Below are 14649 nucleotides of genomic sequence, written 5' to 3' on the forward strand. Positions count from 1 at the left end.
TCCCATGCCCACCGGACCCGGCTGGTTAGACGGCACAATCTTCGCCGTGTGGGCTATCGCGCGGGGCCGTCGATGGCGTTCACTCATAGCCTGGCGTCGAATGTTCTGCGGTGCCGCACAGCTGCATCCGCACATCTCCGTCACCGGAAAGGAAAGCAATGGCCGGATTCGGGTTCACGGGGCGACGGAGGCTGGGGAGCCGGTCTTTCGGTGCGGTAGCGGCCGCGGCGGCGCTGTTGCTCGGCGGACTCGGGCCCGCGCGAGGAGACGGCCCAGGACCCGCCATCAACAGCGTTCGGCCAGGTGCCGAGCGGGCGCTGACCGTCGAGGTGTACTCGCCCGCCATGAAGGGCAGCACCGAAGTGCTCGTCCTGCCCGCAGCCGACCCGACTCGGCCCGCCCCCACCCTCTACCTGCTCAACGGCGCCTCCGGTCACGTCGACGGCAGCTGGCACGACAGCACCGACTACCAGAGCTATTTCGCCGGCAAGCAGGTCAACGTCGTCATCCCCCTGGGTGGCGCGGGCAGCTACTTCACCGATTGGCAGGCCGAGGATCCGGTGCTGGGCACCCAGCGCTGGGGGACCTTCCTCACCGAGGAACTTCCGCCGCTCATCGACGAAAGATTCGGTGGGAACGGCGCGAACGCGGTCGTCGGGGTCTCCATGTCGGGCACGTCGGTCTTCCAGCTCGCCCTCGGCGCGCCGGGCCTGTATCGCGCGATCGGCTCGTTCAGCGGCTGCGTGCGCACCAGTGACCCGCAGGGCCAGGTGATGGTCAATGCCGTCGTGGCGGCGCATCGCGGTAATCCGGTGAACATGTGGGGTCCACCGAGCGACCCGACGTGGCAGGCCAACGACCCGTATCTGCACGCCGACGGCCTGCGCGGCACCGAGATCTACATCTCCAGCGGCTCCGGCCTTCCCGGCCCGTACGACTCACCGGCCGCGGTGGGCGGCGACTCGTTCGAACTCGGCTACCGCCTGCTGTTCGGTGCGCCGCTGGAGGCGGTGACCAACATGTGCACGCTGCAGCTGCGAGAACGGTTGCGAGAGCTCGAGATACCGGCCACCATCGACCTGCGGCCCACCGGCACGCACGCCTGGGACTACTGGCAGGAAGACCTGCACAAGGCGTGGCCGGTCTTCGAAGCGGCCTTGAGCCGCTGACCCACGACGATCGCGAGCCGCGGCCTGCCGGTGCTCAGCCGAGCAGGCCGCCCATGAAGCCGCTGGTCTGACCGGATTCCTGCCCACTGCCGGTGCCCGCGACGAACCCGCCGGGTGGGAGTTCCGAAGGCTGCACGATGACGAAGCCGCGTCCGCTGAACGCGAGCGTCAGACCCTCACCGGTGGTGCGGCCGAGCAAGGTGCCCAGACCGAACGAGTCGTTGCGCTTGATGCCGGTCTGCAGACTCGACGACCACGCCACCGCGGCTTGCGGGTCGGCATAGGTCGGCTGGTCGACGTTCAGCACCACGGGAGTGCCCTCGGTCGTGAGGGCGATGCGCCCGCGCCCGGTGAACACGCAGTTGAAAAGACCCGCGTTGCTTGCGAATCCGGCTGCGCCCTGCACCCGCTTGATGTCGAAGCGCAGTGAGCTGTCGAAGGCGAGCACATTGGCGCCGTTGACGGTGAGCCCGTCGGAGCCGTCGAGATCGATCAGGTGCACGTCGGCGGCGGCATTGGCCAGGAACAGATCACCGCGCCCGGAGACCTTCATCAGCGGCACGCCCTCCCCGGTGAGCCGGGCCTGGATCGCGCGTCCGATGCCACCGGAACCCTGTGCCTGGAAATTCAATTCGCCCTGGTAGGCCACCATCGAGCCGGACCTGGCCATGACATCGCCGTTGACTCCGACCTTGATCATCTTGCCGCCCTGCTTCTGGATGCCGAGGCCGTTGACCTCGGCGTGGCGGGCGTCGAACAGATCGCTCTGCATCGGCAGTGCTCCTTGCTGTGGGGCGATCGGGGGTGGGGCGGGGTGGGATGGCTGGGGAGGAGCGGATGGCACGCCGTATGGCGGCGGCTGTCCGGGGGCGCCCGCGGGTGGGTATCCGGGGCCGGCCGGAGGGAGGTGACGTCCCCCCGGCACACCCGATGGTGGCGGGTGGCCGGGCGAACCGTGCGGAGGCGAAAGATAGCCGCCGCCGGGCACGGCGTTCCCCGGTGACCGGTCGCCGGACTGTGGGGCGGCCCCGCGCGGCGCTCCCGGCGTGTGGGGCGGCGGTGGTGCCGGATGTGCGCGTGCGGGCGGCGGCGGGGAATCCGGTTCGTCGTCGACGTTCACCCCGAACGCGGTGGCGATTCCCGCCAAACCGTTGTCGTATCCCTGGCCGACAGCGCGGATCTTCCAGGCGCCCGCGCGCCGGTAGATCTCCACACAGACCACGGCGGTCTCGGTGGTCAGCCCGGTGATGGGGAAAGTCAGTGTGCCCGAATCGGATCCGATGGTCACCGTGAGACCGCCCGCCGCCGCCAGGGTGGTGGCGGCGCCGCGCCCGTCCAGACTCGCCGCGACCACGACGGTCTCGATGTCCGGCGGCAGCGCGGAGGTCTGCACATCGACCATGTCCGGCCCGCCGCGTCCGTGCCGGTAGAGCACCCCGTGCCCGGCGGGCTGGTTGAAGAACACGAAATCGCCGTCGGCCCGCACTCGCCCCGACGAATTCAACAGCAGCGCGGACACGTCCAGCGGGGCGGCGCTGGTGACGGTGATCGTCATCCGATCCCCTGGCGCGGGACGGTTCTCCCCGGGGGCCAGCGCCGTCACGACGCGCCCCCGGCGTCACCGTTCGATATCGCACTCACGGTTCCAAGTCTGTCCCGGATCTCGATTTCGCGCCACGTCCTTCCTCGGGCGCGCCTGTCGACCCGCCGGTGCCGCGTCGTGTGCGTAGTCCGCGCGCGTGAACTCCGCGGGGACACCGCGCCCTGACAGCGGCGCGCCTGTTGACCCGTCGATCATCGCGGGGCAGGGTGGTGCGATGGGCAGCGACGAGGAGCGCGCGGGCGTCCGGATGACGAATCTCGATCAGCCGCTGTTCGACGGGGCCGAGGAGACCAAGCGGGATCTGCTCGACTATCTGGAGGCGGTCGCCGAACCGTTGATCGGGCAGTTGCGTGACCGTCCGCTGTCGGTGGTGCGGGTGCGTTCCGGGCAGGAACCGTTCATGCAGAAGAACCTGCCGAAGTACGCGCCGGACTTCGTCCCGCGGGTCACCACCTGGGCGGCGAGTGTGAACCGGATGATCACCTATCCGCTGTGCCAGGACCTGCCGACCCTGATGTGGCTGGGTAACCAGCGTGCCGTCGAGTACCACCCGACATTGCTCACCACGGACAGCGAGGCCGGGCAGACACACCTGGTGCTCGACCTGGATCCGTCGCCGGGCCAGACCTTCCGGCACGCGGTACTCGCCGCCCTGCTCATCAAGGAGGCACTGGCGGCCGACGGCCTGTCCGGCGTGGTGAAGACCAGCGGTTCGAAGGGCGTGCACGTCTTCGTCCCTATCGAACCGGGCATCCCGCTCGCGGACGCGGCCGCCGCTACCAGAGCGATCGCGGCCCGCGCCGAACGGCTCGACCCGGATCTGGCGACCACCGCCTTCATCCGTGAGGACCGGGAAGGCAAGGTATTCCTCGATTCCACCCGTTCGGGCGGCGCGACGGTGGTCTCGGTCTACAGTCCCCGGGTGCGGCCCGGTGTGCCGGTGTCGTTTCCGGTGAGCTGGTCCGACCTGTCCGATGTCGCGCCCGGCGACTTCACCATCCGCACCGCGCCCGGGCTTCTCGCCGGTAGCGACCCCTGGCAGGAAGAGATGCCCGCGCCGCAAGCGCTTCCGGCGGATCTCGTCGAGGAGGGGCACACGATCCCGGTCGCGCGCGTGCAGGCCATGCACGAGGGCAAGCGTCGTGCTCGCGCCCGCCGCGAGGGCTCGTGAGTACGCCGTTGCTGCACAAGCGTTTCCCCGAACTGCGCGAGAGCCTGCCGAGACTGCCCCTCGGCACCGCGCCCACACCGGTCCGGGAACTGACCGCGCTGTCCGGCAGAACCACAGTGTGGCTCAAAGACGACGGCGCGTTCGGCGACGGCGGCTGGGGCGGCAACAAGGTGCGCAAGCTCGAATGGCTGTTGGCCGAGGCGGTGCGCCGCGAGAAGCGTACGGTGCTGACCTTCGGCGCGCTCGGCACCAACTGGGGCCTGGCCACCGCTCGCTATGCCCGCGACCACGGCCTGGACACCGCGCTCGCCCTGGTCGATCAGCCGCTCGACGACCATGTGCGCGCACAACTGGAGCGTCTGCGGGAATCCGGGGCCCGGCTGTACTTCACCCGCACCAAGGCTCGCACCTATGCGGCGGCGCCGTATCTGATGCTGCGACATCGCCCTTCGTACCTGGTGCCGCCCGGGGGTTCCAACGAGTTCGGCGTGCTCGGCTATGTCGAGGCCGCCTTCGAGATCGCCGCACAGATCGAGGCCGGACAGCTGCCGCGTCCCGGTCGTGTCGTGGTGCCCGTCGGTTCCGGCGGCACGGCGGCCGGGTTGTGGCTCGGGCTCGAGCTCGCCGGGTTGGCCGACGTCACGGTTGTCGCGGTGGTCGTCAACGACACGCTGCGACTGGACCATCGGTCCCTGGGTGCGCTCGCCGGCCGCTGCGTGCGACTGCTGCGCGCCCGTGGCGCGGTGTTCTCCGCCCCGGCGCTGCGAACCGACCGGTTGCTCGTCACTCGGGAATGGCTCGGCCCCGGTTACGGGTATTCCACGCCGGAAGGAGCCGCCGCCCTGCGCACGGCGGGGGACCGGGAAGGACTCTCGCTCGAACCGGTCTACACAGGCAAGGCCATGGCCGCGACGCTGGAACTCGCCTCGTCGCACGCCGAAGACGAACGGCCGCTGCTGTTCGTGAACACGAACGGCCCGCGATGACCGTCCGGTCGGGTCGGCGCGGCCGGCGTGGACAACGCGCGGCACCTCGTTCCCATCCTCCGATGTCGCGGCTCGTGGCGGTGCCGTTCGCTCACGGTCGCCGTGCGCTGGGGTGGAGGGCGCCGAACCCCTAGTGTGGATGGAGTTACACACGGGAAGGATGCGCGTGCGGCTGGAGATACGGGGACTGGCGAAACGGTTCGGTGCGGTGACCGCGCTGAGCGATGTGGGTTTCGAGGTCGGGGCGGGGGAGATCTTCGGGTTCGTCGGCAGCAACGGCGCGGGCAAGTCGACCACCATGCGGATCGTGCTCGGCGTGCTCGCCGCCGACGCCGGTGACGTCCGATTCGGCGGCGCGCCGGTCGATTTCGCGTTGCGCAGGCAATTCGGATACATGCCGGAGGAGCGGGGGCTGTATCCGAAGATGAAGGTGGCCGAGCAGTTGCGCTATCTGGCCGAGTTGCACGGATTGGACAGGCGCTCGGCGGCCGAGGAAGTCGATCGCTGGTGTGAGCGGCTGGGGATCGCCGACAAGCGGGAACGCAGGCTGGAGGAATTGAGCCTCGGCAATCAGCAGCGCGCCCAGCTGGCGGCCGCGCTGGTGCACCGGCCACGACTGCTGGTGCTCGACGAGCCGTTCTCCGGGCTCGATCCGGTGGCGGTGGATGTCATGAGCGAAGTGCTGCGGGAACAATCCGCGGCCGGGGTGCCGGTGATGTTCTCCTCGCACCAGCTCGATCTGGTGCAGCGGCTGTGCGATCGGGTCGGCATCATCGTCGCGGGCAGCATGCGAGCGGTGGGCACGGTGGCCGAGCTGCGGTCGCGCGGTGGGCGCAGGTTGGCGGTGAGTGTGCCGGACGCGCCGCCGGATTGGGCCGACGCGTTGCCGGGTGTGCGGGTGCTCGAGCACAGCGCGACCGAACCGGGGGAGCCGCCGCGGACGCTGCTGGCTCTCGACCAGGACGCCGACGATCAGCTGGTGCTCGATGCCGCGCTGCGCACCGGCCCGGTTCGGCATTTCGCCTCCTACCAGGCTTCCCTGACCGAGCTCTTCCGCGAGGTGGTCGCGGCATGACCGGCGCTGACACCCAGGTGCTGCGCACCGTCGGGCTGGTGGTGCGCAGGGAATTCCTGGCCCAGGTGGGCGCCAAGGCGTATCGGTGGAGTCTGCTGTTGATGAGCCTGGCGGTGGTGGTTGCCGCGGTGGTGTATTCGGCGCTGGCCGACGACGGGCCGGAGCGCATCGATGTGGCGGTCGTCGGCGCCGGAACCGCTCTGGCCGAACATCTGCCGGAGATCGCGCGGACGGCCGGTCTGGACATGCATGTCCAGGACGATGTCGACGAAGAACGCGCGCAGTTCGGGTTGCAGTCGGGAGCCTTCGACGTCGCCGTGGGGCCGACCGGCGACCGGACGTATTCCGTGGTCGTCGGACGGTCGCTCGACCCGGAACTGGCCGCGGTGCTCTCGGAAGCGATCCGCGCCGAAGTGGTGAACGAAGTGCTGGCCGACTACAGCGTGGACAGTGACGCCGCCCTCGCCGAGATCGCCGACATCGCTATCACGGTCGTCGCGTTGGATCCGCCCGATCCGCAGGAGAGCGAGCGGATGAGCATGGCGTGGGTGGCCTTGCTGCTGTTGTTCACCACCGTGCTCACCTTCGGTGTGTACGTGGCGATCGGCGTGGTGGAGGAGAAATCGACGCGGGTGGCCGAACTGCTGCTGGCCACCATCCGGCCGATCCATCTGATGTGGGGCAAGGTGCTCGGCATCGGTGCGTCGGCACTGCTGCAGGTCGCGGTGATCGGTGCGGCGGGACTGGTGGCGGGTCGAGTGGTCGGCCTGATCACCCTGACCGGGACAGCGGTCTCGGTCTTCGCGGCCACGTTGGTGTGGGCGCTGCTCGGCTATCTGCTGTTCTCGCTGATGTACGCGGCGGCGGGTTCGTTGGTATCGCGGCAGGAGGAGGTGCAGGGCGTCACCACGCCGTTGATGCTGCTGGTCATATTCTCGTACCTGATCAGCATCGCCGCTGTCGGCAGCCCGGACGGCACGATCGCCCGCGTCGCCGGCTGGGTGCCGCCGGTCTCGGCGTTCGTCATGCCGGTCCGGACGGCCTCCGGCGAGGTCGAGATTTGGGAAATGGCCGGATCGGCGCTGGTGATGCTGCTCGCCTGCGCGCTCGTGGCCTGGGTGGCCGCGCGGGTGTACACGCGCAGCATCCTGCACACCGGATCACGGTTGTCGTGGCGGGCGGCGCTCACCCGATGAACCCCCACTCCGATGAAGGGCAGCCGCCGCCCTTTCGAGTCTGCGATTGGTGGCCCGCAGCTGCCGCTCGGTGCTGACCACCAGCGATCGGGCTCGGGCGGGTGTCAACCGGCCGCACAACCGGTCCCAGTGCAGTGCGACCAGCTGACCGGGCGCCGCGTCGGGCACCGCGGAGAAGCCGTCCGTCCACACCGGGATCAACCGCGTCTCGCGTGTGCTCAGCGCCAGCCGGTGGCCGTCGAACTCCAGCCGCGGGCATTCGACCACGACGTGGTCGTCCGCCCGCGCCCGGATCGTGCCCCAGTTGATCCGGCAGTTGTCGAGCACGCGTACCGGATGGTCGCCGCCCCGGCCGAGCAGGCGGGTCCAGGGATAGACACCGAAGACGTGAAAACAGTGATTCGCGGCCGCCTCCTCGATCAGCGAGCCGTCGGTGAGGTACTTCCAGTACTGCCCCGCGGCCGGACCGATCACCGCCAGCAACTCGGCGACGAAGGTCGCCGGGTCCAGCCGCGCACCGATGCCGCCTCCGAGCCAATACGACTCGACCAGGCGATGATCCAGTGCATCGTCGATACCGGTCATGCGCGACATGACCTGCAGATAGGGCCAAGCTCCGGTGAAGCTGCGTGCGACGGCTCGCACTTCCTCGGCCGACCCGTCACGCAGTGCCGTTGTTCCCGACGGGCCGCAGTACCCCAACGCATTCGGCGCGTATGCGAACCGGGCGAACATGTCCGCTCCCCGGGTCGCCGCGGCACGCGTGTTCACGAATCCACCGGTGATCCGGGCTGCCAGCGCTGCTCGACATCACCGAAACGCCAGACCGCCACCGCGATCACCCAGGTGAGAACGAACAATCCGACGATGATGAAACCCATTGCCCCGAGATCGAGTTCGCCTACCCAGGCCAGCGGTCCCGAGGTGAGGTCGAGCTTCTCGGTCATGATCGAGATGATCTCCTGTGCGCCGATCAACAGCGCCACCGCGACCGACAGGCCGGTGACCACGATGTTGTAGTAGACCTTGCGCACCGGTCCGGCGAATGCCCACCCGTAGGCGTAGTTCATGAATGTCCCGTTCAGCGCGTCGAACAGCGCCATTCCCGCCGAGAAGAGCACGGGCAGAACCAGAATCGCGTACCACGGCAGGTCGGTGGCCGCCGCGCCGCCCGCGATGACCAGCAGACCTACCTCGGTGACGGTGTCGAAGCCGAGCCCGAACAGCAATCCGACCGGGTACATCTGCCAGGGTGCGCGGACCGCGCGCATCAGCGGGCCGAACACCCGGTTCAGCGCGCCTCGATCGGTGAGGTGGCGTTCGAGTTCCGCCTCGTCGAAACGGCCCTGCCGCATTCCGCGGAATACCCGCCATATCCCGATCAGGGAGATCAGGTTCAGCAGTCCGATCAGGATCAGGAAGGTGCCCGAGACACCGGTGCCGAAGACTCCGGTCCACTGCTGTAGCCGCGAGTTCTCGTCCTGGAGGTTGGCCGCGAGCGCCTTCACGCCGGCCGCCAGCAGGGCGACGAGGACGAAGACGATGGTGGAGTGGCCCAGCGCGAACCAGAATCCGACCGACATCGGTTTCCGGTTCTCCGCCAGGAGTTTCCTGGTCGCGTTGTCGATGGCGGCGATGTGGTCGACATCGAACGCGTGCCGCGCGCCCAGGGTATAGGCGGTGATCCCGAGACCGACGCCGAAAACCGCGCCGTCCACGAGGTAGCCGCCGGGAACGACGAGGAACAGCAGTGTCGCGAACCCGAGCAGGTGCAGCGCGACAACGGTGAGGGTCATGCCCGTGACGCTGCGCCGCTGCGCCGGGTCCAGTTTCGACCAGCCGGCCCGCACGGCCGCCGCTGATATCCGCACTGTCGGGCACCTCGTTTCTCTCCCGGATCGGCGGACCGGACGACCCGCCGCGTCAGCATATGCGCGGCAATTGCTCCCCGGCCGGTAGATCCACCACCCGGGTACCGCCGAGCGCGGTCCGCGCCACCACCATTCCCGGATGCTCCTCGACACAGACGCCGATCACCGCCGCGTGGGCCCCCAGCGGGTGTGCGCGCATCGCCTCCAGCACCCGGTCCGCGTCCTCGGGAGCTACGAAGGCGATCAATTTGCCTTCGTTGGCCACGTACATCGGGTCGAGGCCGAGCAGCCCGCAGGCGTCGCGCACCGCGGCGGGCACCGGCAGCGCCGTCTCGTCCAGCGAGACCCCGATACCGGCGGCGCGGGCGATCTCGTTCAACGTGGCCGCCACGCCACCCCGGGTCGGATCGCGCAATGTGTGCACGTCCGCGCCGCTGTTCAGCATCGCAGCCACCAGACCGTTGAGCGGTGCGGTGTCGCTGAGCACCGTCGTCCCGAACTCGAGCCCCTCCCGGCAGCTCATCACGGCGATACCGTGCACCCCGATATCGCCGTTGATCAGGACGATATCGCCCGGCCGCGCGCGCTGGGGCCGGATATCGACGTCGCCGTCGATGATGCCGATACCGGTCGTGTTGACGAAGATGCCGTCACCGTGCCCGGCGTCGACCACCTTGGTGTCGCCGGTCACCAAGGTCACTCCCGCGGCCGACGCCGCGGTGCCGATCGCCTGGGCGACAGCGGCGATCTCGGACAGCGCGGTGCCCTCCTCGAGGATGAACGCGGTGGACAGCACCAGCGGGCGAGCGCCGGCCATCGCCAGATCGTTGACGGTGCCGTTCACGGCCAGTTCGCCGAGCGAACCGCCGGGAAACGTGCGCGGCTTCACGACGAAGGAGTCGGTCGAGAACGCGAGCCGGGTATCGCCGACCGTGACCACGGCGGAGTCCCCCAGACCCGCGTCGGCCGCGGGACCGAAGGCGGGCAGGAACAGATGCTCGATCAGTTCGCCCGACATCGCCCCGCCGCCGCCGTGACCCATCACGATATTCGGCGAATCGCGCAACGGCATCGGGCAGACCCACCCGTCCACATCGATCGTCGCCGGTGCGGGCACGATCGGATCCTCACGCATGGGCCACCTCCGCGGGCTGGTCCAGGCGACGGTAGAGGTAGTAGGCGGCGCACGCGCCTTCCGAGGACACCATGGTGGCGCCCAGCGGGTTGCGCGGTGTGCACTGCGTGCCGAACGCGGCGCACTCGTGGGGTTTGATCAGGCCCTGCAGTACCTCGCCCGATCGGCAGACCGCCGATTCGGCGGTGCGCAGATCGCCGACGGAGAAGCGGTATTCGGCATCGTAGTCGCGGTAGCGTGGCGAGAGCCGCCACCCGCTGTCCGGTATCACCCCGATGCCGCGCCAGGCTCGGTCGGTGACCTCGAAGACATCGGCCAGCATGGCCTTGGCGGCCGGATTGCCCTCCTCCGACACCGCCCGCGGATAGGCGTTCTCCACCTCGTGACGGCCAGACTCCAGCTGCGCCACGGTGCGCCGGATCCCTTCCAGGATGTCGAGTGGTTCGAAACCCGTGACCACCATGGGGACCTCGTAGCGCTGCGCCAGCGGCGGATATTCCTGGGTGCCCATCACCGAGCACACGTGTCCGGCCAGCAGAAAGGCCTGTACCCGGCACTGCGGCGACTCCATGATCGCGGCGATCGCCGGTGGCACCAGCACATGCGAGACCAGCAGTGAGAAGTTCTCGATGCCCAGCCGCCGGGCCTGGTACACGGTCATCGCGTTGGCGGGGGCGGTGGTCTCGAAGCCGATACCGAAGAAGACGACCTGCCGATCCGGGTTGGCTCTGGCCAGTTCCAGTGCGTCCAGCGGCGAGTAGACGACTCGGACGTCCCCGCCTTCGCTCTTGACGCGGAACAGATCCTTCTTGCTGCCCGGGACCCGGAGCATATCGCCGAACGAACAGAAGATGACCCCGGGCCGCGCGGCGATCTCGAGCGCCTTGTCGATCACCTCGAGCGGTGTGACGCACACCGGGCAGCCGGGGCCGTGGATCATCTCGATCCGGTCGGGCAGTAATTGGTCGATCCCGTGCCGGATGATCGAATGCGTCTGCCCGCCACACACTTCCATGATCGCCCAGCGGCGGTCGGTAGTGGCGCGGATCCGTTCGAGAAGACGCTTGGCCAGCTCCGGATCGCTGAATTCGTCGAGATATTTCATGACTCCTCCTCGGGGGCACGCTCGGGGGGACGCTGGTATGCCTTCTCCGGGTTCTCCTCTCCCGCCTGCGCGGCCGCGACGGCGAAACCGTCCGCGAATTCCTCCTTCAGCACGCCGAGGTGTTCGAACTCGGCCAGGGTCTGCAGCGCGGACTCCTCGTCCAGCCGCTGGATGGCGAACCCGACGTGCACGACGACGTAGTCGCCGATCGCCGCGTCCGGGATGTACTGCAGGCATACGTCCTTGTGCACGCCGCCGAAGTCGACGACCGACATCAGGGTGCCGTCACGCTCCTCGAGGCTGAGCACCTTTCCGGGAACTGCCAGGCACATATCTGCTCCTTCTCCGCTCAGCCCGCGGCGACCGCGAGCACCTGACCGAATGCGAGGCCACCGTCGTTGGGTGGCAGTCTGCTGTGCGTGAGCACGGTGAATCCGTTGTCGCGCAGCAGTTTTCGGGAACCGGACAGCAGCAGTGCGTTCTGGAACACGCCGCCCGAGAGCGCCACGACCCGGTCCACCGCCGCGAACTCCCACGCGATATCGAGCACCAGCCGCGCGACGGCGGCGTGGAAGCGGGCGCCGATCGTCGCCGCCGGAACGCCGGCCGCCGCGTCGGCGACGACCGCGGCGATCACCGGGCCGGGGTCGATCAGCGCGGGGTCCGCACCGGAACCGACCGTGAACCGGTACGAGACCTCACCGGGATCGCCGTGGCGGGAGAGCCCTTCGAGTTCGATGGCCGCCTGTGCCTCGTAGTCCACGACGTGGCGGACCCCGGCCAGCGAGGACACCGCGTCGAACAATCTGCCCATGCTGGAGGTCGGCACACAGCCCAGCCCGGTGCCGAACTGGTGCGCGAGCACCGCGCGTTCCTCGGCCGGGCAGGCGGCCACCGACGGGATCGCAGGCGACCAGTCGATACCGGCGGCCCGCAGATGCGCCAGCGCCATGCGGTACGGCCGGTGCACCGACGTGTCGCCACCGGCCAGCGGCACGTATTTCAGGTGGGCCAGCCGCTGGTAGCCCTTGTATCCCGCGGCGAGGATCTCCCCGCCCCACACCGCGCCGTCGGGTCCGAACCCGGTGCCGTCGAAGGCGATTCCGAGGACGGTATCGGTCATACCGAGCCCGTGCTCACCCATGACGGCGGCGATATGCGCGTGGTGGTGCTGGACGGTGCGCACCGGGCGCTCGCCCGCGTGCCTGTGCGCCCACCCGGTGGACCGATAGCCCGGATGCGCGTCGGCGACGAGTTGGGCAGGGCGCACTCCGGTCAGCTCCTCCAGGTGCTGTTGCGTGGCGTCGAAAGCGCGCAGGGTCGCCAGATCGTCCATATCGCCGACATGCTGGCTCAGCCAGGCGTAGCGGCCGTCGGCGACGGCACAGACATTCTTCAGATCGGCGCCCACGGCGAGTGTCGGCGGCAGTGGCGCCGGAAGGGCCAGTGGCAGCGGCGCATAGCCGCGCGAGCGGCGTACCGGTGACTCGATGCCGTCGACCAGGCGCACCACCGAATCGTCACACGGCACCAGGATGCGGCGGTCGTGCCACAACCACCCGTCCGCCAGCCCGGTGAGGCGCTCGCGCGCATCCGCGTCGTCGTAGCAGATCGGTTCACTGCTGCGGTTGCCCGAGGTCATCACCAGCACATCCGGGCCGACCGGGTCGCCGGCCAGGCCGAACAGCAGCGCGTGCAGCGGGGTGTAGGCCAGCATCACACCGAGGTCGGGGTTGCCGGGCGCGACGGACTCGGCGAGCGGTCTGTCCCCGCGGGCGAGCAGCACGATGGGCCGCTGCGGGCCGGTCAGCAGTCCGGCGGCCGCGGAGTCGACGACCGCGATCTCGCGCGCGAGCGCCACATCCGGCGCCATCACGGCGAAAGGCTTGCCGCCCCGGCGTTTACGGCGCCGCAGTTCGGCCACCGCCGCCTCGTTCGCCGCGTCGCAGGCCAGGTGATAGCCCCCGATGCCCTTCACCGCCAGAATTCCGCCCGACCGCAAGAGTTCGCGGGCCGTGGCGAGCGGCTCGCCACGGCCTGGTCCGGTGTAGAACAGGCGCGGGCCGCACTCGGGGCAGGCGATCGGCTGCGCGTGGAAACGGCGGTCGGTGGGATCGTGGTATTCGCGGGCGCAGCGGTCGCACATCGGGAAGTCGGCCATGGAGGTGCGGGCCCGGTCGTAGGGCAACGCGGCGATGATGGTGAACCGGGGACCGCAGTTGGTGCAGTTCACGAACGGGTGGCGGTACCGCCGGTCGGACGGATCGCGCAGTTCCGCCTCACATGCGGCGCAGAGGGCCATATCCGGTGAGGCGAGGGTGCGGCCGTCGCCGCGAGTGGTGTCGGCGATGTGGAATCCGGTACCGCCCCGCACCGGGATCTCGGAGCGCTCCACCGATTCGACGACCGCCAGCGGTGGCGGCGAGCACCGCAGCCGCCGCTCGAATTCGGCCAGATCCGCCGGTGTGCCCTCGGTTTCGACGATGACGCCACTGCTGTCGTTGGATACCCGCCCGCTCAGCGACAGCTCGGCCGCGGTGGTGTAGACGAACGGCCGGAAGCCCACGCCCTGCACCACACCGCGCACCACGAACCGGCGGCGGGCCCGGCCGGCGGTCACGGCTGCTCACCACTGCCGAGCATGCGCAACCCGGACATGGCCGCGGCCGCACCGGCCGCGTCGGTCTTCTCGATCCCGAAGCCCATGTGGATGATCACCCAATCGCCGGGGCCGACCGGATCGTCCTCGAGCAGCCCGATGTTCACCCGTCGCTTCTCACCGGAGACATCGACGAGGGCGATCTGGCCGTAGTAGCCGTCCGGTATCTCGAGCACCAGGCCGGGAATTCCGAGGCACATCCTCACACCTCCTGCTTGGTCCGCAGCAGATCGGCCACCACGCGCCGCGCCGCGCGCACCGCCGGGTCCACCGCCGCCGCGACCTGATCGGACAGACCGATCCGCTCCTCGGTCGACACCACCCGACAGCCGACGACGACGGTGGGCGGCACTGTGCCGCCCAGGGCCCGCACGGCCGCGAAGACGGCCGCCGGATGCATGGCGTGCGCGTCGAGCCGAGGGGTGTCGGCGTCGTCGGGTTCGGCTCGCAACACCTCGACCTGTCCGGGCGTTCCCTGTCCGGGCAGCGCGTCGATCAGCACCAGTGCATCCCATTCCGCCAGCAGGTCGTAGGCCAAGTGCATGCCGCGGATGCCGTAATCGACCACCCGCACGCGCGGCTCCTCGTCGAAGCGCAGCCTACGCGCCACCTCGGAGCCGAATCCGTCGTCGCCGAGAAAGATGTTGCCGATCCCGGCGACCAGTATCCGATCCGCCAT

At 69.3% G+C, this 14649-nt stretch carries 14 protein-coding genes; 5 read left to right on the plus strand and 9 right to left on the minus strand.

What is annotated here, in order from left to right:
• Nucleotides 1–158: 158 nt before the first annotated feature.
• Nucleotides 159–1169, plus strand: a complete 1011-nt coding sequence (locus NS3_RS15825) for an alpha/beta hydrolase (protein WP_067860286.1) — start codon at nt 159–161, stop codon at nt 1167–1169.
• A 34-nt stretch (nt 1170–1203) separates the two neighbouring features.
• Here NS3_RS15825 and NS3_RS15830 read toward each other — a convergent pair whose 3' ends face one another.
• Nucleotides 1204–2724, minus strand: a complete 1521-nt coding sequence (locus NS3_RS15830) for an AIM24 family protein (protein WP_067860287.1) — start codon at nt 2722–2724, stop codon at nt 1204–1206.
• 262 nt (nt 2725–2986) lie between these two features.
• On the opposite strand from NS3_RS15830, the gene NS3_RS15835 reads away from it, so the two are divergent.
• The 4 genes from NS3_RS15835 to NS3_RS15850 all read left to right on the plus strand — a co-directional run bounded on the left by NS3_RS15835 (nt 2987) and on the right by NS3_RS15850 (nt 7200).
• On the plus strand, nt 2987–3943 hold the full coding sequence (locus tag NS3_RS15835) for a DNA polymerase domain-containing protein (RefSeq protein WP_067860289.1): 957 nt from the start codon (nt 2987–2989) through the stop codon (nt 3941–3943).
• On the plus strand, nt 3940–4929 hold the full coding sequence (locus tag NS3_RS15840; RefSeq protein WP_067860291.1) for a 1-aminocyclopropane-1-carboxylate deaminase/D-cysteine desulfhydrase: 990 nt from the start codon (nt 3940–3942) through the stop codon (nt 4927–4929). Before NS3_RS15835 ends, NS3_RS15840 begins: the two co-directional genes overlap by 4 nt.
• Nucleotides 4930–5089: 160 nt before the next feature.
• A complete protein-coding gene (locus NS3_RS15845; protein ID WP_067860292.1) occupies nt 5090–6004 on the plus strand; it encodes an ABC transporter ATP-binding protein in 915 nt (304 codons plus the stop codon).
• Nucleotides 6001–7200 carry an ABC transporter permease gene (locus NS3_RS15850; protein WP_067860294.1) on the plus strand — a complete coding sequence of 400 codons (1200 nt, stop codon included), beginning with the start codon at nt 6001–6003 and terminating at the stop codon, nt 7198–7200. Before NS3_RS15845 ends, NS3_RS15850 begins: the two co-directional genes overlap by 4 nt.
• On the opposite strand, the gene NS3_RS15855 is transcribed toward NS3_RS15850, so the two are convergent.
• The 8 genes from NS3_RS15855 to NS3_RS15890 all read right to left on the minus strand — a co-directional run bounded on the left by NS3_RS15855 (nt 7165) and on the right by NS3_RS15890 (nt 14649).
• The gene (locus NS3_RS15855) at nt 7165–7971 is read right to left on the minus strand and encodes a DUF6390 family protein (protein WP_281205704.1); all 807 of its coding nucleotides are present in this window, start codon (nt 7969–7971) and stop codon (nt 7165–7167) included. The two genes, NS3_RS15850 and NS3_RS15855, sit on opposite strands and share 36 nt — an antisense overlap.
• On the minus strand, nt 7968–9029 hold the full coding sequence (nicT, locus tag NS3_RS15860; RefSeq protein WP_218018246.1) for a Nickel transporter NicT: 1062 nt from the start codon (nt 9027–9029) through the stop codon (nt 7968–7970). Before nicT ends, NS3_RS15855 begins: the two co-directional genes overlap by 4 nt.
• A 94-nt stretch (nt 9030–9123) precedes the next feature.
• Nucleotides 9124–10206 (minus strand): hydrogenase expression/formation protein HypE, encoded by a 1083-nt coding sequence (gene hypE, locus NS3_RS15865; RefSeq protein WP_067860296.1) that lies wholly within the window; start codon nt 10204–10206, stop codon nt 9124–9126.
• Nucleotides 10199–11311, minus strand: a complete 1113-nt coding sequence (hypD, locus tag NS3_RS15870; RefSeq protein WP_067860298.1) for a hydrogenase formation protein HypD — start codon at nt 11309–11311, stop codon at nt 10199–10201. The genes hypE and hypD overlap by 8 nt, the downstream gene beginning before the upstream one ends.
• Nucleotides 11308–11643, minus strand: a complete 336-nt coding sequence (locus NS3_RS15875; protein ID WP_067860300.1) for a HypC/HybG/HupF family hydrogenase formation chaperone — start codon at nt 11641–11643, stop codon at nt 11308–11310. The genes hypD and NS3_RS15875 overlap by 4 nt, the downstream gene beginning before the upstream one ends.
• Before the next feature lie 17 nt (nt 11644–11660).
• Nucleotides 11661–13931 carry a carbamoyltransferase HypF gene (gene hypF, locus NS3_RS15880; RefSeq protein ID WP_084495593.1) on the minus strand — a complete coding sequence of 757 codons (2271 nt, stop codon included), beginning with the start codon at nt 13929–13931 and terminating at the stop codon, nt 11661–11663.
• Nucleotides 13928–14170 (minus strand): HypC/HybG/HupF family hydrogenase formation chaperone, encoded by a 243-nt coding sequence (locus tag NS3_RS15885; RefSeq protein ID WP_067860302.1) that lies wholly within the window; start codon nt 14168–14170, stop codon nt 13928–13930. The genes hypF and NS3_RS15885 overlap by 4 nt, the downstream gene beginning before the upstream one ends.
• A gap of 2 nt (nt 14171–14172) precedes the next feature.
• Nucleotides 14173–14649, minus strand: a complete 477-nt coding sequence (locus NS3_RS15890; RefSeq protein WP_067860304.1) for a hydrogenase maturation protease — start codon at nt 14647–14649, stop codon at nt 14173–14175.

Origin of the sequence: Nocardia shimofusensis NBRC 100134, from assembly GCF_001613125.1 — a bacterium.
Classification (GTDB): domain Bacteria; phylum Actinomycetota; class Actinomycetes; order Mycobacteriales; family Mycobacteriaceae; genus Nocardia; species Nocardia shimofusensis.